The organism is Roseburia intestinalis L1-82, assembly GCF_900537995.1.
Lineage (GTDB): Bacteria > Bacillota > Clostridia > Lachnospirales > Lachnospiraceae > Roseburia > Roseburia intestinalis.
The window spans coordinates 835653-858416 of the sequence record NZ_LR027880.1 but is presented as its reverse complement, the minus strand read 5'-3'; the positions used below and the strand labels follow the sequence as shown (position 1 = coordinate 858416).

The window sequence follows — 22764 nt, the reverse complement described above, 5'->3', positions numbered from 1 at the left end:
GGCACTCCACAGAGTGCCTATTCTGTTATAAATTCTTCAATTTGACGTTTCATACAGTCTGCTACATCACCATGCTGCAGATAAATATGTGACCATTCCACAATCTTTTCCATGGTTGTCTCAACGTTCCATCTTGGTTTCCATCCAAAGGTACGCTTCAGTTTAGAACAATCTAATTTCAAGAAATTTGCCTCGTGCGGTCCACCATCGTAGCGATCAATCCATTTTATAGAATCGCCTGTTGCCCTGTTCCATTTTTCACAGAAAAGAGTTACCAGGTTACCTGTTGTCCAACAATCAGTTTCATCCGGTCCAACATTATAATTTCCAGCATATTTTTTATCCTCATACTGGGCTTTCGCAATCATAAGATACGCAACAACCGGTTCTAAAACATGTTCATATGGTCTTGTGGAGAAAGGATTTCTTACAATGATATCCTCCTTTTTCTCCGCTGAACGGATGCAATCAGGGACAATACGATCTACTGCAAAATCACCGCCTCCAATTACATTACCGGCACGCGCTGTTGAAATTGCAACATCCATATCTTTAAAAAATGAATTCAGATAACTGCTGGTTACAAGTTCGGAACATGATTTCGAATTTGAATACGGATCATATCCATTTAATTCTTCATTCTCTCTGTATCCCCACTCCCATTCTTTGTTCAGATATACTTTATCTGTCGTAACATTTAAAAATGATTTAACTGATGAAGTTAAACGGACACATTCTAAAACATTTACGGTTCCCATCACATTCGTTTCATAGGTATATACAGGATTCTTATAGGATTCTCTCACAATTGGCTGCGCTGCCATATGAATCACGATCTCTGGCTGTACCTCATCAAAAACTTTTTTCATATGGTCTAAATCACGCACATCCCCTATGACAGACTGCATATGGTCTGCAAGATGACACATTTCAAATAAACTTGGATCTGTCGGTGCTTCAAGCGCATATCCTGTTACTTTAGCTCCTGCCATAATAAGTAACTGACACATCCAGGATCCCTTAAATCCTGTATGCCCGGTAATCAATACCTTTTTATCTTTGTAAAAAGAAACATCAAGCATTTGATTTATCCTCCTGTTCCTCCGTAAAATTCAAACGTTCTTCTTCAATAACCAGCGGACGATTCATGATACGTTTGTTCATACTCATAACATATTCACCTAATAAACCAATAAAAAATAACTGTGCCGACCCGAGAATACATACTGCAAGTAAAATCGGAATTGTTCCAGCAACAAACCTGTCCCAAAAAACTAATTTCATAATCAGATAAACCAATGCAACTATCAAACTAACCATTGAAAATATAAATCCAATAATAGTGGCAATTCTTAATCCTACTTTCGTGTAAGATGTAAAGCTTAACATAGCTGCATCGTATAATGTTGCCCAGTTATTATGTGTCTTTCCTGCCTTACGTTTTGGCTGAGTATACGGTATATCTTTTCTTTTATATCCTAACTCAGCAACAATTCCCCTGATAAATGGTGTCGGATCCTTTAAATTGCGTAATACTTCAATAAAACTTTTATCATACAGTCCAAAACCAGTAAAATGCTCAATTTGTTCAACATCAGACATCTTCTTAATCATTTTATAATAGCAGGTTCTTAAAAACCGCATTATTTTATTTTCTTTACTTCCTGTCTTAATTCCACTTACAATTTTATAACCATTCTCCCATTCTTTTACAAATACCGGTATTAATTCTACAGGATCCTGAAAATCACAGCAAAGACTAATTGTACAGTCCCCTGTCGTCTGACACATTCCATAAACTGGTGAATTAAACTGTCCAAAATTCTTAGCATTAAAAATTGCTTTCACTTTAGGATTCTTTTTACACATTTCTCTCAAATATTCTCTTGTCTTATCCTGTGAACAATTATCAATAAATAAAATTTCGTAATCATATGAAGACAATTCTTTTTCTAATACATCAATAACTGCTGCACATATTTCCCTTACATTTTCCTCTTCATTATAACAGGGAATCATCACACTTATTTTTTTCATCTGTTCTTTTCCTTTTTATTCACAATGCACCATTACTTTAACCAAATCTGCTGGCTTATCTCTCATAAGATAAAGTGCTTCTTCCACTTTGTCAAGTCCATATAAATGATGTGTAACCAATGGTGTCGGATCAACTCTTCCAAATTCAATCATGGACATGATCCTTTCAATACGAGCCCGGCCACCTTTTGCCAATTCCATGTGCAATGTTTTTCCGCACATACCTCTTCCACCTGAAAAAATTGGAAGGGGCAGATACCCGGTTCCTCCAAAATAATTAATATTGGAAATAGTTCCTATGCCATATCTCGTCATATCATATGCCTGTGTCAGCACTTCTGCAGTTCCTCCTGCAATAATCGTCGCATCAACACCTATTCCATTTGTCAATTCTTTTACCTGCTGTACAATATCCCCTTCTTTGTAACTTAAAACATCTGTTGCTCCATAGTATTTTGCTAATTGTACACATTTAGGGCGTGTTCCTACTGCAATAATACGAGCTGCACCTCGTAATTTTGCTCCTGCTACCGCCATTAAACCAATAGGTCCAATACCAATCACACATACAGTATCACCAATCTTAATATCAGCATATTCTGCCCCGGTAAATCCTGTCGTTACCACATCTACACTCATCAACGCCTGCTCTTCTGATATTTTCTGCGGAATATGTGCCAATGTAGTATCTGCATCCTTAATTAAAAAACGTTCTGAAAAAACACCTGGCTGTGTTCTTCCCAACTGATGTCCAGAAAATGGCGCTGACGCATGTCTGTCATTTCCCTCCTGAATACTTTTCTCTCTCCAATCAGGTGTAATAGCAGGTACAGCTACACGATCACCAGTTTTAAAGTCACATACATTTTCACCTACACTTACAACTTCGGCGATACACTCATGTCCTAACACTAAATTATCCTGCTTTTTAGAACCACCACCAAATACTGTATGTACATCAGACGAACATGGAGTCACAGCAACCGGTTTTAAAATAGCACCATATGGCACTAATTGCGGTTCTGGTGCATCAAACCACTTTACCTTTCCTGGTTCTGCTAACACAAACGCTTTCATACAAAACTCTCCTCTTCAATCCTTTTCATAATTTCTCTTATTCCATCACTAAATGTAGTTATTTTATGAGTACCAATTACACTATCTACTTTTTTAATCACTGGTTCTAAATCAGGTGTTCCCTCAGGATTTACTATATTATTTCCAAATTCATAATTTCCTGTTTGATTTGATAAATGATATATCTCCGTTACAAACTCTCTCAAAACCCGGGTATCTACTCCAGAAATATTATATATCCCTGTATCTATGTTTTTTTCCATCATACGACTAATCATATCAGTAAAATCATCAATATATAAATAATTCCACTTTTGAGTGCAATTACCTAACTGCACAGTTTCACCGCTATTAAACTTACGCACACATGTATCCACCAAGGTTCCAGGTCTGTCATCGGCACCATAGATACTAAAAATACGAAGATGTATAAAACGAATTTTTTTATCTCTGCAAAATTCTTCTGCCATATTTCCAAATTTCAACTTTGATTTGCCATATTCTGAAACAGGATGACATTCCATTTCCTCGCTAATTGGCTCATGTTTAACTCCATATTCCGCCTGCGAACCTGGAAACCAAAAACTTTCACACCCCAGTCTGTCTGCAATTTTTAACGCCTCCATAGAATACCAGACATTTTTGCTCTGAATTTCATAATTTGCTCTTCCTGCATTTCCCGATCCATCCCATGCAAAATGTACAAAATAATTTGCTTCTTTTATATAATCCTCAATACATGTCAAATTCTCTAATGAACCATACATCAAATGAAATCTTTCATTTTCTTCAGGCAATAAATGAATCGACGCAGAATTTTTTCTTACTAATGCAAAAACTTCATATCCCTTTTTTATAAAAGTTTTAACTAAATTTCTACCGAGAAAACTGGTTGCACCGGTCATCACAATTGTTTTCACTGTTTAATATCCTCATACATCTGTAAATTTTTTGCTTTCATCACTGCAATTTCTGTACCCTGTCCAAAATCTCTCTTAATGATCGCAGCTATTTCATCCGTATATCCAGGTGCCATAATAATAATAGCATCTACAGAATGTAGTAACGCATCTGCCGGTGAAATAATTGGTATATGCGATGCAGGCGCATATTTTCCCTGTTTAAACGGTGCTGAATCAATAATATATTCAATTTTTTTTGTAAGTTTTGCTGTTGCAGCAAGTGTGAATCCCTGATGACTTGCTCCCCAAATTGCCACTTTTTTCCCCTGCTTCTTTAATGCATCAACGTAATCATTTATCTCTTTACAGACAACGTCATAACTCTCTTTTATCTTACTAACATCAATCTTTTGTTTTTTCCGAACAATCACGGATAATGTATCCCTATTAACCATTTCCTGCTCTAACACTTCAAATCCATTTTTTTCCAACACAAACTGAAGTGTATCAAATGTATAATATACCAAATGATCCCTGATCAGTTCATAATAGCCATTATATTCTAAAATATATTCAAGACTTGGAACCGTAATAAGACCCATTCCATCTTCTTTCAAATTCTCATAAATCCCCTGTAACATTCCATTCGGATCCGGTTGATGTTCCAAGAAATTAAATGATAAAAATACATCAAACGGTCCATTTTCAATTACCGTATTCTTATTTTCAACAAATGCCTCACTAACATTCAAACCACGTTTTCTGGCAATCTCAACCAAATCATGCTTATGTTCCACTCCATATGCATCCACTGGAAATTCTGTCAAAACTGACAAAAATTCTCCCTGTCCACAGCCCACTTCAATAAATTTCTTATTTTCTAAATGATATGATTCTATCAAATGTCTATACTGGCTTTTGCGCAACTCAACCATTGTGGAAGAAAATCCACCTGAACGAATAACATCCCTATAATAATCCACTGGCTTACAATCAAACTGGACTAAACCACAGCCTTTACACTGATATAACTTCAAGCGAATTCCCTTATCCTGCTTTATTTCCTCTTCATTTGGAATATTCTGAGCAGATTCCGGCATATTATTAAAATCTAACAATGGCTCTTTCAATAACTCCGAACCACATACTAAACATTTTTTCATCTTCACACTCTCTTTCTAACAACTTTAGCCAAAACATAAAAATGTTTTGGCTAAAAAAATCTATTCTTCAATTACTGGTATAAACATATTTTTTATGATCTCTTCCCTTGGCAAAAATGGCGCAAGATCTTCCAATGGAGGACTCACAAGTGTTCCATCCTCTAGACGCTTAGTAGCACTCTTTGGCTCAAAATTCTGTTCTGCCGATACAAATATCTCGCAAAAAACTGCCCCATCTATTTTCAATGCCTGATCTACCATTTTCTTCATTTGCGCATTGGAATGAGCCTCCAGATAAGTATATCCAAACGCTTCCGACAATTTGGAAAAATCAGGGAATGATAAATCTCCACTCTCCGGTCCAATACCAATTTTACAATGTTCTTTAAACAGATTATTCTGTGTCTGACGAATAGAATGATATCCCTGGTTATTAATCACGAATATCTTAATTGGAAGCTGGTTTGTCAGAACCGTCTGTAACTCCTGCAGATTCATCATAATACTTCCATCGCCTTCTAAGCAGATAGTCGTCTTTCTTCCTGTTGCAATACATGCTCCAATTGCCGCTGGAAGACCATATCCCATGCTGGCAACTGCACTATTAATCAGGAATCGAGCCTCTTTTTGGATCACATAGTTATGGCTTCCCACAACACAGGCACTTCCGTTCGACACAACAGTCATATTTCCCTGTGGAAGATTCTGACTTAAATATTTGATAAACGCATACACATTTGCATACTTTCCATCTTCTTCCCAATGTTTTGGCTGTGTAACCGGGTAGTTTTTCTTCCACTCCTGACATTTACGGATCCATTCTTTACCAGCAAAAACGGGTACGTCCTCATCTGCAAGTTGCTCGTTCATCTGTACAAAGAAATCTTTTGCATCTGCACAAACCGGCAGCTCAACATGCAATGTCGTCTTTTTCAATTCTGCCGGATCTACATCAACCATAATCACATATGCTTCTCTTGCCCAGGTTTTCCAACTATACCCTACCTGGCGGATAGACAGACGGTTTCCAACAGCCAACACCAGATCAGCATTCTGTACTGCGAAATTACCTGGGCGGTCTCCCATGATACCGCCTCTTCCAACATATAAAGGATTTTCATCCTCAATTGCATCAATAGAATCCCAACAGGTTACAACCGGTATTCCCAGTTTTTCAACTGCTTTTCTAAACGCTCCATATCCTTCTGATAAACGGATTCCATTTCCTGCATACAACACCGGTCTCTTCGCATCTTTGATCTTCCCGATGACTTCTGCTATGACTGACTTTTCCACTGGCGCCGGATTTTCGTTTACATCCTCTGACGGATCATACCCACGCAGCTCGTCTGTTTCAATATAACATCCCTGGTAATTTACCGGAATATCAATCCAGGAAGGTCCTCTTCTGCCCGTCATTGCAAGATGATATGCCTTTTCTAACGCATATCGGATATCCTTGGGATCTTCAATCATCACAGCATATTTGCACATACTAGAAACCGATTTTGTAATATCGTATTCCTGATCGCCAACTGCACGCAATGGCAACCCATCCGTATACTGACTCATGTATCTTGCAGTCGTATCATAACGCACCTGACCAGAAATCACCAACATCGGTATAGAATCCAGCCAGCCACCTAAAACACCCGTAATCGCATTCGTTCCACCTGGTCCGGTGGTCACACATAAAGCCGCTATCTTATTATCGACTCTTGCATATGCTTCCGCTGCAATTGCACATGCCTGTTCATGATGATTGTAAGTGCAGTGCAATCCCTCTTTATGCCCTAATGCATCATTCAAATGCATGGCCCCACCACCAACTACCATAAAGCAATCTTTTATTCCGTGATTTACCAGAAAATCTGCCACATAATCCGCCAGTCTCTGTTTCATATCTTTTCTCCTCGTACTCTAACTTACTGGTTTACTGCTTCCTTAATTGTTTTTGCCATATAGTCAATCATTTCATCTGTCATTCCCGGATATACACCAACCCAGAACGTATTATTCATTACACGATCTGTGACACTGAGATCTCCAATCACACGATATCCCTTTCCTGACGCACGCATCTGATCAAAGCACGGATGTTTAATCAGATTACCGGCAAATAACATACGTGTCTGAACTCCATGTGCCTCGATATACGGAACCACTTTATTACGATCCACACCCTCTTTGCAGGTAATTAAAAATCCAAACCAGCTCGGTCTTGCATTATCGCAAGCCTCTGGAAGAATCAGTTTATCCTCGCATCCTGCAAGTGCTGCTTTCAGACGATCAAAATTATGAATTCTCTTCTCTACAAATGTTGGAAACTTTTTAATCTGTGCACATCCAATTGCAGCCTGCATATCGGTTGCTTTCAGATTATATCCAAAATGAGAATACACATATTTATGATCATAGCCTAATGGAAGTTCTCCATACTGCTTATCAAATCTGTGTCCACATAAATTATCTTTTCCTGACGGGCATACACAGTCACGTCCCCAGTCGCGGAAAGAACGGATACATTTATTTAATAATGCATTATTAGTATAAACAGCTCCCCCTTCTCCCATTGTCATATGATGTGGTGGATAAAATGATGATGTTCCAATATCACCAACTGTACCTGTAAATTTCTCTTCTCCATCAATTGTATATTTTGACCCAAGAGCATCACAGTTATCTTCAATCAACCATAAATTATGTTTATCACAAAACTCTCTCACAGCCTTTAAATCAAATGGATTCCCCAATGTATGTGCTGCCATTACAACTTTTGTCTTGTCAGACAAAGCCGCCTCTAACTGTGTCACATCCATATTATACTGTGGAATTGTAATATCAATAAAAACAGGAACCACACCGTACTGGATCGCCGGAGTCACCGTTGTTGGGAATCCAGCCGCAACTGTAATCATTTCATCTCCCGGTTTTACCTGACGTTCTCCAAGTAAAGGAGATGTCAATGCCATAAATGCATTTAAATTTGCAGATGATCCGGAATTCACAAGGGAACAATATTTCACGCCAAGATACTTTGCAAATGCTTTTTCAAATTCATCGGTATATCTTCCTGATGTAAGCCAGAATTCCAATGCAGAATCTACAAGATTGCACATCTCTTCATGATCATAAACACGCGATGCGTATGTAATACGATCTCCCGGCTCAAACTCTTTCTTCTTATTGTGAAATGTATCGCAATACTCTGCTACCATATCCAGTATCTCTTTTTTTGCCTGCTCTTCTGTTTTATTTTCAAACATCTTTTTCCAATCTCCAATCTATTTATTCCCATGATTTCCAAGGTGCTTTTCCATTGTCCCAAAGTTCATTCAGCTTATCCATCTCACGCTTTGTATCCATACACTGCCAATAACCATCAAACATATATGCTTTTAACTCACCCATTTTGGCAACTGTTTCCAATGGTTCTTTTTCAAATACCGTCGTATCACCTTCTATAAAATCAAAAATCTTTGGTTCCAATACCATATAACCTGCATTGATCCGCGCTCCATCATCCATGCTTTTTTCCCGGAACGAAGTAATTGTTTCATCTCCTGTAATATCTAAAACTCCAAATCTCTGTCCCATTGCTGCAGCCGTCAATGTTGCTATTTTGCCATGCTTTTCATGAAAAGCTACCAAATCCTTGATATTGATATCGCACACACCATCTCCATATGTCAGCATGAACGGTTCATCTCCGACATATTTTTGAATTCTCTTTACACGTCCACCTGTCATAGTATTTAATCCTGTATCTACCAAAGTTACTTTCCATGGTTCCGCCACATTATTATGTACAGTCATTTTATTATTGTCACTAAAATCAAAAGTGACATCACTATTGTACAAATAGTAATCCGCAAACCACTCTTTAATTACATGCTGTTTATACCCACAACATATAATAAACTCATTAAATCCATAATGTGAATATTCTTTCATTATGTGCCAAAGAATTGGTTTTCCACCAATTTCAAGCATTGGCTTTGGTTTTAAATAACTTTCCTCGCTGATTCGTGTACCGAATCCTCCCGCTAAAATTACAACTTTCATTTTTCTCACTCGCTTCCTTTGCCTGCATTTTTCACTTGCAAAATGATTATAATAATTAAAACTTATTTCGTTTATTAAATCCTTCCATATTAATGGAAATAGTATTATCCTTGTCTAAAACAAGCTGTCCAGTAGCAATAAAGCAACTCTGTAGAAAGTCTAATGCCTCTCTATCATCTACATTTCCAACATAATACCATCTACTATACATATCATCATGCATATAATAGTTTAATAATTTATTTATTTTTTCTTTTCCTAATATTTTTGTCATATTATCTAATTCATTATCATTAAAAATAGAAATATAATAGCTGTTATCACTTTGTATTATATTATAGTCATCTGGATTACGCTCTAATTCAATCAAAATATCTTTTACTGCAAAAATAACATATTCTCGCCCACCAACATAGGGACTGATACTTCCCTGAACTGTAATTGTATCTATATTTTCACCTGAATCAATTTTTGCAGCTATTGTATTTGCTAAATACTCATACGAATCTCGGTTATAATTGACCCATGAATTTTCTGCATAATTATTACTTTGTAAAGCAATAATAACAATTAAAATAGCTAACAATCCGTTCTCACTAATTGACAATTTCCATGATTGAAATAACTTTCTTTCTTTTATAAAATCCACCAATATACAAACTGCATCCCAAATATACCATGTAAATAATAATATAATTGCCATAGCATAATATGTAAGATACGTACTCTCTGGTAAAATTAAAAAAGGCCAAAACGACAATGGAATACATACAATGGATAAAGCAAAAAAAGCAATACTTTTTTTTCTACAAGAATTTACTACAATTGATGTTACTATTAAAGCAAATAAAATAACTGTCAAAAAAATCCCAATTACCTTTTGTGAAAACGTACATTGATAAAACATATTATTTTGTTCAAATAACTTATTTCCACATATAAATGCAATAATTCTTCTTAAAGATTGCGGACACACATCTGTAATAAACCAAAATCCCTTATGTACTAAATCATCAATTGAAAATACGATTGTTGACCTAGCACTCTGACCTGCCTCAACGTCTGTTAATATTTGTATTATCTTTGTTAATAGTAAATATAAAATTGCTGTTATTCCATAAAAAATTAAATATTTAAATGCATTCCAGCATCTTTTTTTTTCAGAAATCTCTCCATTATACTTTTCATGAATTATATACATCAAAAACACTATCGGTGTACCAACCTGATACATACAAAAGGCACTCACAAGAGTGATGATCGAAATACATAAATAGAAAATTCTTTTTTGATTTTCTGATTCCATTGCTTTTAAATATGTAATAAAAGAGATTGCAGAGATTAATAAAGAAGCATTTATAGGATAAACACTTGCATATGCAATGCAATCAACTGCCGCACAACCAGCAACTGACAACACTGCAAAAAACCAGGCTCTTTTCACATTTTTTGTTTCATCTACCATAAAACGAAACATAACGCAGCCAAATAAAAATAACGTAAGTCCACAAAAAATTCTAACATTATTTATAGATTTAAACGATGTATCAACCAAAAATCCATTTAAGAAACTAACAAAAGGTCTGCTATAATAAATACCACCACTTAATGATCCATCAAAATCCCTACTATATCCCCATAAATCATCACCATACATAAATGTTTGTGTATACAATGGCAGGAAAGCAACTGTCTGTACTACCAGTAAACCTAAATATCCTGTTTGAAGTGTTTTGTGTGAACTGATTTTGCTTTCTTTAATCAATAAATAATAACTTATCAAACTTAATGTTATAAATGAAAATACTGTAAATGTTAATTCAAGGAATTTATACCCAAAGCCTTTATTAACAATAAAGATTTCACGTTGTCCCCATATTAAAAAAATAAAAATTCCCAAAGATGCAATTAATATTTTCTTTTTTATTTTATCCTTCACTTACTCAACCTTCCTACGTTTTTGTTCACAAAATTTGTACTTAATACTTTCTTTTAAAACTATCTCTTCAATTGTTTATCAAATAAACATACAATGCAAACTGCACCTTAGAATTCATAAAAATGGACATCATGAATTTTCTTTAATATCATCAAACACTACTGCTATTTCCATTTTAATAAAAACTTGTAGCATATATACAAATCAATTATTGTATTTTATAATTCAAACATCTTTTTATAGTATTTTTCAACCCATTATCCCTAAAATATTTTATTCCTTTTTCAAATAAATTAGCTTTAGATGGATTCAACATCTTTTTCATTTTCTTATTACTTAACGCAAATGGATCGTCAATTGAAAACATGACATCATTATTCTTTCTATATTCCACTCGCAGATTGTCATCAATTTTTTCTCCAGAATAATATTGGCTATAGCTCCATGGTGTTTTAGAAACTCCATCTTCATTATTTTTTTCATGTAATTTTGAATATTCACGATATAACTTTCGGAAAGGATGATCACCTTCTGGTAACCAATCATTCATACATTTTTCAATTGTTGCTCCATATCCAGAAAAATGAATAAACCGCAACGGATCGCCTTTTACAAAGAACCTTCCATTCTCCTCTGTCATCCCACAATCTAACAATGACCAAGTTGCAAAATCATATCCTCTATGTTTTAAAATTTCTACATCAAAAAAACAAGGTGCTAAATCTATCCATTTTTGATCTGTAAATATGCCTCTCTCAATATCATCATAACAAAACAGATATAAACGATCTGCCCACCAATTAATAAATTTCTTGGCCTCTTCACTACGATTTACAGCCAAAAATCCTAAATTATATACACCATGTGCTGTTGACGAAAGCTCCATATCAATATTTCCAGGCTGTAACAAATGCGGACACACAACGATAGGACGTTTATCTAACAGATCCCGTAATTCCACAAAATCAGAATATACATAACAATCAGGATCAAGATAGACAAATTTATCTTCATCTGCGTATTTTTCAATAATATATTTAAAAAAGTGTCCTTTAACAGAAGTAGATGCCTCTACAATGGCATGCTTAAAAATGTATCTGTTAAAATTGCCCTCCCACATATCTTTTGACAAAATAACATCATCAAAATAGCTGCAATCCATTGACTTTGGAACTTCTCTTTCGGTCAGGCATACCAAAAATTTCGCATCTGGAATATTCTTCTTCACAGATTCCGCAAGTGTTCTGGCTTTATGTGCATAATTAGTACATATTGATGTAAAAACAACCATTAAATTTCCTCCATAAAATTCTAAATTAATTTTTTTAATACTTTTCTAACAATCGGTATTCTATAATATCTTTCAATTTTTTCAAATTGTTTCTCATACTTAGAACGAATCGCTATCTGTTCTATTAAAGCATCCCTTAAAATTTTGTCATAATCTTCCTGATGTATTTTATAAAAGTGTTTGTGATTATCATAAATCTGACGATATACTTTTTGGATTTGAATATAATCTGACTGAAATCCTGTTGTTCTAGATACAGGCTTTATTCGATAATGAAACAGTATTTCCGGAATCTGATAAATTTCCTTTCCCAGTTCTAATATACCAAGCCAGAAATCATAGTCTTCCATTCCTGCTTCCATATTGGTGTTAAAACCACCGACAGATTCCCAGTCTTTCTTATAAAACAAAGCTGTTACGAATACAATATTATCTAATAACATTTTATCAAAGGAGTATTGCGGAAGTTGCCATTTTCCTGTTTTTTCTCCAAACAAATCTGCCTCGCAATACACAACTCCTATTTTGTCATTGGATTCTATTTTTTTTACAGCCTTTTCCATATATGTTTTTTCAATTTTATCATCCGAATCTACAGGTAAAATATATATTCCATTTGCTCGTTCTATCCCATAGTTTCTGGCTCCTGCCGGGTGCAAATGATTTGTATGATATATTTTTATATTTTCATCCTGTATTGAATCTATAATTCTAATTGTCTCTTCATCATCCGATCCATCATCAACAATAATAAGTTCCCAGTCCTTATACGTCTGTTGTCTTACCGAATCAATTGCCTCCATAATGTATTGTCCATCATTATAGCAAGGCATAATCACGCTCACCTTATTCACAACTAAATCCCCTTCCTATGTAATCCTTTATATATTTTCATATAAATTCGATATAGTATATTAGACTTAATAGTCGTCAGTTCTTTTTCTAATTCATTGTTTTTTTGTTCTTTATCAAATAACTCCTCCAGTTTATCTTGCAATTGTTGATTAATGTCTTGTATTTCATCTGCCATTCTGCCTTTTTCCATCTGTAATTGATGATTTTCATATTGCAATTCATTAACCTTTATGCAGATTCTTTCTTCATTTTCCTTTTTATTCTGTATTTCTTCCTCCAACCTTGTTTTTTCTAAATTTTTCTCATTAATAATATCCAATAATTCGTTTTTTATTTTATTTAACTTTAATGCTTTTTGAACTAAAAGCTCTGATTGCAGCATACATTTAAACAAAACTTTAATTTTTTTCGTGCTTGTACTGATAAGATAATTGATTTCCCTACCTTCATCCGTTAAGATCACACAAGAGTTGTCAATTTGAATCCCAGTTGTCCAATTATAGTTTAATTCTATTTCTTTTTCATTTTCATCTATTTCATACACCTGCAAATCGTATATCAGCGCTTTTTTTTCTATTGGTACCAATCTTATGCTATTGGCATTCTTGTATGCAGCCATATCTATCTCTATAGAAACATTTTCATAATGATTTCTGAACACTAATTCATTTTTTATCATGCCATCCACTAATATTTTGGTTTCACACATATCTTCTTGGATTATTCCATCGTTCAAATAATCCATTATTTCAGACTGCTCTTTTCCTAATATAAATAAATACTGATATGCATCTGCATACTTTCTCATTTTTAAATACTGTTCAACTTCAGGTGGCACATTTTCAAAATCAACTTGTATTTCAGTATCCGTTACACCTTTTTTTATAGCATTTATATAGCTAATATATAATTCCGCATTTTTAATCATTTTAATTATTGACTTATATGCAAAAAAATGAACATGTGTCTGATCCAGTAATCCCAAATCATGATAGCGGAAATCATTGTTTAATAACTCCAAAATCACTGCATTATGGGCTAAATTTGGAATTGAAAGCAATATTTTTCCATCTTTTTGTAACAGCTTTTTTAAAAGTATCAAAACATGCTCTGGATTTTCTAAATGTTCTAAAACATCTAATGCAATTATATAATCATATTTTTCATTCTGTAGATTGTCATACCATACATCAGAATTTAAATTACCATTTATTGGTCCAATCTGGGCATTTTTTGCAAATTCTGCAGTTCTTTTTCCGTCCTCTTCGTTAATCTCTACAATATCTACCTGACACATTTTTTCATTTGTCAGATGAAACGTCAAATTACCGATTGCAGGGCCCAATTCCAATACCCTACAACATTTTTTTTCAACCATCTCAAATGCCCATTTATTAGTACTGCCTTGTTCTAGTTCATATCCAAAATCATATTTACTCATTTTCCATTCCTTTACTATAAATTTTCACTTCCGTATCAAGTTTTAAAATTCCGTCATTATTTCCAACGTTTGTAATTTGTAAATATAATACATTATATAACCAGGTTAGAACACTAAAATCCATTATACTGCCTTCTGAAATGGCAACTCCTATTACATAATCACCATTCATCAATTTAGGCATTACAAATTCAAAATCTATTTTATTTATAGAATCATGTACTATAGAAAATGTCTCTTCCAATCCAGATGTTAAACTATTACAGTTTATCACCCAAAGACCCTTTACGGTTTCTATTACAAATCCTGCTATACACTGTGAAATATCTCGCTTAGATGAGAATACTATGGATAATGTATAACGTTCCCCTGCCAAGCACGAAGAAACTCTTTTTCCATTATGATCTGATATAAAACTAGAAATAATCTTTACTTCTTCGTTTAAAATACTTTCATTTGTATATGTTATCGCAGGGAATTCCTCTAATTTCAATTTTTTAGATATCAAAGTTGTTTTTTTATTTTGTACGGCACCATTTTTTTCGTATTCTACTCCCCGCTTTTTCAAAATACTATTTGAATATTCATTACAAACCTCAACACTATCCCCTAACATTTGCTGCTCGCCATGTTCTATCCATAAAACACGTGAGCATAACTGTTTTACTGTCCCAATATCATGTGATACAAATATTACCGTAATATTCTTTTCTCTTAATTCTTCAAATTTTTTATAACATTTATTCTGAAAGAATACATCACCAACCGATAAAGCTTCATCCACAATTAAAATTTCAGGTTCAATATTAATTGCTACCGCAAAAGCCAAACGTGCAAACATTCCACTTGAGTAAGTTTTTACCGGCTGATAAATAAAATCTCCAATATCTGCAAACTCTACAATTGATTCTACTCTCTGCTTCATTTCCTCCCTAGAGTATCCCATCATTGTTCCATTTAAATAGATATTTTCAATTCCTGTATAATTTTTATTAAACCCAGCTCCTAATTCCAACAACGCAGAAATCTTTCCATTTACTTCTACCGAACCACTCGTGGGTGTCGCTACGCCTGTAATCATTTTTAACAAAGTAGATTTTCCTGCACCATTTGTACCAATTATTCCAAAAGTTTCTCCTTTTTTTACTGAAAAATCAATACCATTCAAAGCATAATATTCACCATGATATTTTTTTCCACTAATACTAAGAATCTCTTTTAATCTGTCCGATGAGTTGTTATATAAGTTATATACTTTAACCAAATTTTTAACTTCTATTGATAAATTACTATCCATCTTTTCTCCAATTTACTTTTACAGCACATCATCAAAATGAGCTTTTGCTTTTTTATATAATCTAGTTCCGATCAACCAAATCACAATAGTTACTATCCAGAAATATGTCATCAATACAGGATGTTCATAAAAAGGGACATCATATACAAAACAGTCCCTATATCCCATGCAAATATAATACATAGGATTCATCTTCATAAAAAAAGCAGCTGTATCTGTCAATGCCGATGGATCCCAAAATATAGGTGTAATCCAGAATCCCAACTGGATAATAATAGAAATAATATTAGAAATATCTGCTGCGAATGGTGCAATTGCAGAACAAAGCCATCCAATTGCCAGAGAAAATACCGCCGTGCAGAATAAATAATATATTACTTGCAAATAATATATTGTAGGCATCTTTCCATAACACAAATTCACAAATATAATAAAGAAAATAAAGAAAAAGTGAATTAGTGCATTAGAAACCACCTTAATGGGCGGTATAACTTCTACATCAAAATTTACCTTTTTTACCAGGTAGCTGTACTCTAGCAGACTATTTGTTGCCTGACTTGTTGCTTCCTGAAAATAATTCCATATAAGAAATGCCGGCATATACCAAATAATAAAAGGAATATCACCACTCAGATTAGATGATTTAAATCCAACCTGAAACACCAACCATATAACAAGCATATTTATAAGTGGTTGAAGTATTGTCCATACAACTCCCAATATTGACGATGAAAATCTGGCTTTACAATCGTTTTTCGCCAATTCCCATATAAGTTTTCTATCTTTAATTAATATTTTAATCATTTTTCCTCCCGTTCACCTTATCTTTCACCAAAGAAAAGTGCTCTAAAAAACATTCGTATATATCGAATAATTCCATTATTTTTATATTCTCTAATTACATATGTCATTTCTTTATTAATATCTCTTATATTCAAGCTGATTTCATAATTAGAAAAATTTTCATAAATTGCATCTCTATATTCACTCAAATTCTCAGCACGTCTTTTTTTTAATTTCTTTTCATAAGGAACATGATAGCATGATGTTGTTTTTTCTACAAAACAAAAGTCGGTTTTTGTCGAATATCTTACCCATAAATCCCAGTCTTCCAAGGCATCTAAGTGTTCATCAAATCCACCTAGTTGTTCATATAAGCTCCGATGAAACATAATAGACTGAATTGGAATATAATTAAATGTATATAAAAGCATTCGATTGTACGGCTGCTTAAATCGAATACTTTTTCCTTTAATTTTATAATCATTAGGTGTCGTATTAGATATTTTTAGCCTACGTTCCTCAGCTATACTATATGCCGCACGATTTTTTACTTTTTTTAATGTTTCAACCAAGGTCTGTACATGATTTTCAAACAACATGTCATCATCATCAAGGAAATTCAAGAAAACACCTTCTGATAATTCCAGCCCTATATTTCCAGCTTTTGCTCTTCCCACTTTCTTTCCAGTGGCAACATAACATATATTAAGCATTGAAAAATTTTCTTTTATAAATTTTTCTGACTCATTATTGCCATCTTCAACAATAACAACTTGTATTTCAGGATATGACTGTATCACAATACTTTCCAACGCTCTTTTTAAAATGTATGGTCTCTGGCAAGTGCGAATAATAATTGATACTAAAACTCTATTCATCTTTTTCTCCATTTTAACTCGAGTTTATTATATCTTTTTAAAGTATAGACGTCAACACTATTAATTTCAAGCATCTTCCAATTCTTCTCGTGTCATCTCCCGAAACCATTTCCAGTTTTTTCTGAAATCTCTGTACTTTAAACAGCGAATCAGGTATAGGCATACTCTATACCAGTATAGAGGATATATTGCAGCGTCCGAGGCCTTTAAGTATTCTCTGCAGTAATATATCTCACTTTTCACGTTATGTGCAAACGCAAAAGCCTTTACATGCTTTGTACTTGCGCCATGCAAATGCTCTATCACTGCATCCGGATGATATACCGTACGATATCCAGCCTGTTCCATCTGAATTCCAAGTATCAGTTCTTCTTCATACAAAAACGGATGCTCATCTAAAGGCGTTACTGCCTGTGCACATTCTCTCGTCATCAAAAAACAGCAGCCTAGCACAGCATATACCTCAAATGTTGTATTGTAGTCACGATCTAATCCAAAATAAGTAGCATGCTCCTTGCGAAAGATGGCGTTCAGTCGGGTTCTTACCAGATATTTTTCTTTCATTCCTGTCCGTCTGCATAAATTACTCTTCTGGATTCTTCCATTTTTGTCCAGAATCTTTGGACCAACAATTCCAACATTCGGATGTGTTTTAGCATATTCCCATAATTTCTGAATACAATCTTCTGAAAAACACACATCATTATTACTGATTAAAATTGCATCACATCCCAATTCCAGAGCTCTGGCTATTCCTACATTATTTCCTGCATTATATCCCTTATTTTTTTCATTTTGTATGTATACAATATCATATTTTTCTATGATATCCCGCAAATCAAATTCCGGAGCATTTGGAGATGCATTATCCACCAAAATAATTTGATATTTCTCCTGAGGTGGATTATCTGCAATGCTTTGTATACATCGCAACGTATCTTGCCAATTCCGGTAATTTAAAATTACAATTCCTATCATCCCTCTTTTTCTCCAAATTGTCTCTTATGCAGCTTCTGCAGCACAAATCCAGGTAACACTCCTACCACCAGTGGCTTTATTATATATTTCATACTTCCTTTTCGTATTCCGAGTTGTCCAAATCCAATATAACGTACTTTGGCTTCATTTATTCTATAACGATATTTTCTTTTCGCAAATGCATTTCTGTCTTCGCGGTACAAAAATAATTTTTCCTGTAAATTGTACCCTTTTTCTCCTGCTGCATATAAACGCATAAACAAATCGTAATCTTCTGTTCTTTCTGCATAATCCGCTGTCGTATATCCATTCATATTCTGCAGGACACTTGTTTTCATCATAATCGACGGATGTATAAATGGGGATGTCCACAAAAAATCTGTTTTCTGTGGTCTTTCTGATGGCTTACGTTCTCCCCAAATCCCCCCCTCATCAATCAGGCTGACTGCGCTTCCTGTAAATGCGTATTCCGGATGTGTTTTTAAAAACATAACTTGTTTTTCAAAACGCTCCGGCAACGAGATATCATCCGCATCCATTCGTGCAATATATTCTCCCTTTGCATATTTCAGGCACCTGTTCAATGCCTTTGACAACCCTTCATTTTTTTCATTTCGAAGGAGATGAATCCGTTCGTCTGTCTTACAGTACTCCTGCAGCCACAAGAAGAATTCTTCTGACGAACCATCATCGCAGATAATAAATTCAAAGTTACTGTACGATTGATTTAAGATAGATGAAATTGCCATCTCTACCTGTTCTTTTTTCTTTTCATTATATATTCCCATTAATACAGATATATCAGGCACCATTCTCATTCCTTCCAACATATTACTTTACAATACTTCCAACTGTATTTCCGATATCACATTTCCATGCATCATCTCAAAACAAACTTTATAACAATATACATTGCAATAGTATTACCTATTTTCCAATATTCTTATATATCTCCCACATAATCTTATCCACATTTTCCTTGCTAAACTCTTTCATTTTACACTGATTCGCCTGTCCCATATTTTCAAATCTATGTGGTTCTTTTTGTTTCATCTCATATAATTTTGTAAACGCTTTTCTGTACTCACTTTCTTCTCCCGGTGCTACCAGATAGCCTCCAACACCATTTTCGACCAGGTCAACATTGCCTCTGATTTTTCCACAAACAACAGGAAGTCCCTCTGTCATTGCTTCCATCAATGCCACAGACAGTCCCTCTTGATAAGAAGACAAAACAAAGCAATCGGCACAATCTAAAATATCATCTATATCTGTTCGAAATCCCAAAAAAAGAATCCGGGACTCCATTCCTCCCTTTCTCACCTGTTCTTCCAGCTCTTCTTTTTTTTCTCCAATTCCACACATCACATAGTAGATGTTAGGCTCATTTAATTTTTCCACTGCCGTAATCACTGTTCTCTGATTCTTTCTTGCAGTTAACTCCGCCACCTGTGCTATCAGGAAAGCATCTTCTGGTATGCCAAGTTCTTTTCGTTTTTTTATTCTTTTTTCCTCGCCGGAATACTCTATATTATTCTTTGCATCCCCAAGATTAACCCCAACTCCTGGCACATAAAGAATTCTTTTAGCATGCATATGCTTCTTTGCTCTATCATAATCCTCTCTATTGATTGTCACAAGTGTATCTGTCCAGAAACTAAGCAACCATTCTACTGGATAAAACAGCAGCCAGTTTTTCTTTGGTGCTCCCTGAAAAAAATGAAATCCATGTGCTGTATAAATTACCGGTATATGGTATTTATGTGCAGCTAACCGTCCTAACACACCACCTATAGGACTATGGCAATGTATAAATTGATATTTTTTTTCTGACAAAAGTGTCTTTAACTGTTGATACGCTTTAGCATTTTTGCCAAAATGAAATACATTTCTCTCAAAATCAATCTGAAACCATTTTATATTTTTTTGTTCAAGTTCCTTTTTAAATTCCTCGATACGCTGTGCGGAACTGACATTTCCGACTTTAAAATTAGCTGCAACATGTACTTCATACCCCATTTTCTGAAGCATTTCAATATTTCGCATGTTAAACAAGTCTATCATCGAAGATACATGTGCCAACATTAATACGCGTTTTTTATGTTCTGGCCGAATACCATCTTCCATACCATATTTTTGATAGTCAAATATATCATTTTTACTTATTTCACTGTCATAAACTAATGTTCCAAATGCTTTCCGCACCATTCGCCCAACTTTTCCAGGCGCATATTTTCCAATATCCACAAACGGATTAAATATTTTACATTTTCTTATTTTTTTCCCATTAGCACTTGCTATTGCTGCCACCATATCTGCTGTATTGACATATTTTCGATCCTGAGGAAAAAAAACACCTTCCATCTGATTTTTTATTACCTGAGCCATAAATTCACTCAGATTATCCACAAATAACATGCTTCTTCCATTCGGATAATCAGGAAAAACCGGACATATTTTTGCCAATTTAACCAATGTCTGAAAATTCCCTTTGCAGCCCTCACCGTATACCATAGGTGGTCGTATGATCACCAGTTTTGTTTTTTGTTTATTTCCATTGTTTTGAAATATTTTATTTAATCCAACTTCTGCTTTCCACTTACTTTTTCCATAAGGATTTTGCGGATTCGGTTTTGTACTCTCATCAACAACAACCGGCTTCTTAGAGTCACCTATTCCGTAAATACTCATAGTGCTTAGGAATATATACTGTCCAACACCTTCATTTATTGCTTTTACAGCCGCTTCACATGCCAGAGTACAATTAATATCATTATATTCTTTGATTTCTGCTTCCGTAAATCGTTCATTTGTAATATGTACTTTTGCAGTAACATTGATCACACTTTCATACTCCGACCAGTCATCCTCTTTCCACGCCTCACCACGCAGACTGACTTTATGAACCTCATACTGGTCATTATAATTTTCTCCAATATATTTTTGAAATGAGTTGCCAATATAGCTGTTGGCACCTAAAATCAATACCTTTTTCATTTCCCCTTCATGCTCCCTGTTCCACCTTCAACCACTCCATCCTGTCTCAAAACGCTTAAGAATGTACCAAAGAAACACCGTACATCCATTGTAAACCCATATTTTTTCACATACTCGCCATCTAATTTTGCCTTGACCGGAATTTCAAGTTCGTCACGTCCGTTGATCTGCGCCCAACCGGTCAGACCCGGTGTCACATCATTTGCACCGTATTTGTCACGCTCTGCGACAAGGTCATCCTGATTCCAGAGTGCCGGGCGGGGACCTACGATACTCATATCCCCCTTAAAAATATTAAAGATCTGTGGCAGCTCATCGAGGCTGGTCTTACGAAGAAATCTGCCGGTTTTTGTAATGTACTGTTCCGGATTTGCCAGCATATGTGTCGGCATATCTTTCGGTGTATCGGTGCGCATGGTCCGGAATTTATAAATCTGGAAATATGTCTTGTGGATGCCGACTCTCTTTTGTGTAAAGAAGATTGGTCCCGGTGAATCTAATTTGATCGCAATGCATAAGATCAAAAGCAGCGGGGACAATATAATAATCGCAAGCCCGCTGAGTAAGATATCTATGATTCGTTTTATATAACGGTATCCTGTCATTTTCTGTCTGTCCCTTCTAATTTTTCAAACTTTTTTACAAACAATTGTTCAAATTGCTCTTTGGTATATGTATTGGTTTCATCAAGAATATAGCTTATATTTTCTCTGGAAAATTGATAATCAGGGATCATTCCTGCTTCTATCAGCATAATAAGACTGTCATATATTTTCCGGTAAATTTCATCCTTTTTTATGCTGCCATTTTTAAACTCCACAAAATACCACTTTCCATCTTCTGTACAATACAATGCATCATTGGTTTTCGGTTGTTGTGCTATTTTAACCACTTGGCAATAATACTTTGAAAAACGATCAAAATTGACAGCAAGTAATCTGCTTTCCGTCATATAATCAAAACTTGCATCGTCCTTAGAACAGTGTTTTAATGTTGCAGTCATCGACTGCATAACTTCCGGAAGTTTTTCTATTGCCTCTTTTGTCATTATATCCCCATTT

Annotated in this window: 20 protein-coding genes; all 20 read right to left on the bottom strand. The window is 34.7% G+C overall.

Going from position 1 to position 22764, the window contains the following annotated elements:
• Positions 1–17 precede the first annotated feature (17 nt).
• A complete protein-coding gene (rfbG, locus tag RIL182_RS04150; protein ID WP_006856637.1) occupies positions 18–1082 on the bottom strand; it encodes a CDP-glucose 4,6-dehydratase in 1065 nt (354 codons plus the stop codon).
• Positions 1075–2037 (bottom strand): glycosyltransferase family 2 protein, encoded by a 963-nt coding sequence (locus RIL182_RS04145; RefSeq protein WP_006856638.1) that lies wholly within the window; start codon positions 2035–2037, stop codon positions 1075–1077. Before RIL182_RS04145 ends, rfbG begins: the two co-directional genes overlap by 8 nt.
• A gap of 15 nt (positions 2038–2052) precedes the next feature.
• Entirely contained in the window at positions 2053–3114 is a 1062-nt protein-coding gene (locus tag RIL182_RS04140; RefSeq protein ID WP_006856639.1) for a zinc-binding dehydrogenase, read from the bottom strand.
• The gene (locus RIL182_RS04135; protein WP_006856640.1) at positions 3111–4034 is read right to left on the bottom strand and encodes an NAD-dependent epimerase/dehydratase family protein; all 924 of its coding nucleotides are present in this window, start codon (positions 4032–4034) and stop codon (positions 3111–3113) included. Before RIL182_RS04135 ends, RIL182_RS04140 begins: the two co-directional genes overlap by 4 nt.
• A complete protein-coding gene (locus tag RIL182_RS04130) occupies positions 4031–5179 on the bottom strand; it encodes a class I SAM-dependent methyltransferase (protein ID WP_006856641.1) in 1149 nt (382 codons plus the stop codon). The genes RIL182_RS04135 and RIL182_RS04130 overlap by 4 nt, the downstream gene beginning before the upstream one ends.
• 60 nt (positions 5180–5239) lie before the next feature.
• A complete protein-coding gene (locus RIL182_RS04125; RefSeq protein ID WP_006856642.1) occupies positions 5240–7081 on the bottom strand; it encodes a thiamine pyrophosphate-binding protein in 1842 nt (613 codons plus the stop codon).
• Positions 7082–7104: 23 nt separating this feature from the next.
• Positions 7105–8445 (bottom strand): lipopolysaccharide biosynthesis protein RfbH, encoded by a 1341-nt coding sequence (gene rfbH, locus RIL182_RS04120; RefSeq protein ID WP_006856643.1) that lies wholly within the window; start codon positions 8443–8445, stop codon positions 7105–7107.
• 22 nt (positions 8446–8467) lie between these two features.
• Entirely contained in the window at positions 8468–9244 is a 777-nt protein-coding gene (rfbF, locus tag RIL182_RS04115; protein ID WP_006856644.1) for a glucose-1-phosphate cytidylyltransferase, read from the bottom strand.
• Between the two features lie 55 nt (positions 9245–9299).
• Positions 9300–11183, bottom strand: coding sequence for a glucosyltransferase domain-containing protein (locus RIL182_RS04110; protein ID WP_006856645.1), 1884 nt, complete (start codon positions 11181–11183; stop codon positions 9300–9302).
• 208 nt (positions 11184–11391) lie between these two features.
• A complete protein-coding gene (locus RIL182_RS04105) occupies positions 11392–12474 on the bottom strand; it encodes a hypothetical protein (protein WP_006856646.1) in 1083 nt (360 codons plus the stop codon).
• Positions 12475–12494: 20 nt separating this feature from the next.
• Positions 12495–13328 (bottom strand): glycosyltransferase, encoded by an 834-nt coding sequence (locus RIL182_RS04100; protein ID WP_134523043.1) that lies wholly within the window; start codon positions 13326–13328, stop codon positions 12495–12497.
• Positions 13329–13330: 2 nt separating this feature from the next.
• A complete protein-coding gene (locus RIL182_RS04095) occupies positions 13331–14770 on the bottom strand; it encodes a class I SAM-dependent methyltransferase (RefSeq protein ID WP_006856647.1) in 1440 nt (479 codons plus the stop codon).
• Entirely contained in the window at positions 14763–16067 is a 1305-nt protein-coding gene (locus tag RIL182_RS04090; RefSeq protein ID WP_006856648.1) for an ABC transporter ATP-binding protein, read from the bottom strand. Before RIL182_RS04090 ends, RIL182_RS04095 begins: the two co-directional genes overlap by 8 nt.
• 18 nt (positions 16068–16085) lie before the next feature.
• On the bottom strand, positions 16086–16871 hold the full coding sequence (locus RIL182_RS04085; RefSeq protein WP_006856649.1) for an ABC transporter permease: 786 nt from the start codon (positions 16869–16871) through the stop codon (positions 16086–16088).
• Positions 16872–16888: 17 nt separating this feature from the next.
• On the bottom strand, positions 16889–17728 hold the full coding sequence (locus RIL182_RS04080) for a glycosyltransferase (RefSeq protein WP_049938245.1): 840 nt from the start codon (positions 17726–17728) through the stop codon (positions 16889–16891).
• Between the two features lie 66 nt (positions 17729–17794).
• Positions 17795–18706: a glycosyltransferase family 2 protein gene (locus RIL182_RS04075; protein ID WP_006856650.1), complete on the bottom strand. Its 912-nt coding sequence runs from the start codon at positions 18704–18706 to the stop codon at positions 17795–17797.
• The gene (locus RIL182_RS04070) at positions 18703–19518 is read right to left on the bottom strand and encodes a glycosyltransferase (RefSeq protein WP_242655531.1); all 816 of its coding nucleotides are present in this window, start codon (positions 19516–19518) and stop codon (positions 18703–18705) included. The genes RIL182_RS04075 and RIL182_RS04070 overlap by 4 nt, the downstream gene beginning before the upstream one ends.
• Before the next feature lie 115 nt (positions 19519–19633).
• Entirely contained in the window at positions 19634–21703 is a 2070-nt protein-coding gene (locus RIL182_RS04065) for a glycosyltransferase (protein WP_006856651.1), read from the bottom strand.
• Complete coding sequence (locus RIL182_RS04060) at positions 21700–22308, bottom strand: sugar transferase (RefSeq protein WP_006856652.1); 609 nt, start codon at positions 22306–22308, stop codon at positions 21700–21702. The genes RIL182_RS04065 and RIL182_RS04060 overlap by 4 nt, the downstream gene beginning before the upstream one ends.
• On the bottom strand, positions 22305–22706 hold the full coding sequence (locus RIL182_RS04055; RefSeq protein WP_243128729.1) for a hypothetical protein: 402 nt from the start codon (positions 22704–22706) through the stop codon (positions 22305–22307). The genes RIL182_RS04060 and RIL182_RS04055 overlap by 4 nt, the downstream gene beginning before the upstream one ends.
• Between the last annotated feature and the right edge of the window lie 58 nt (positions 22707–22764).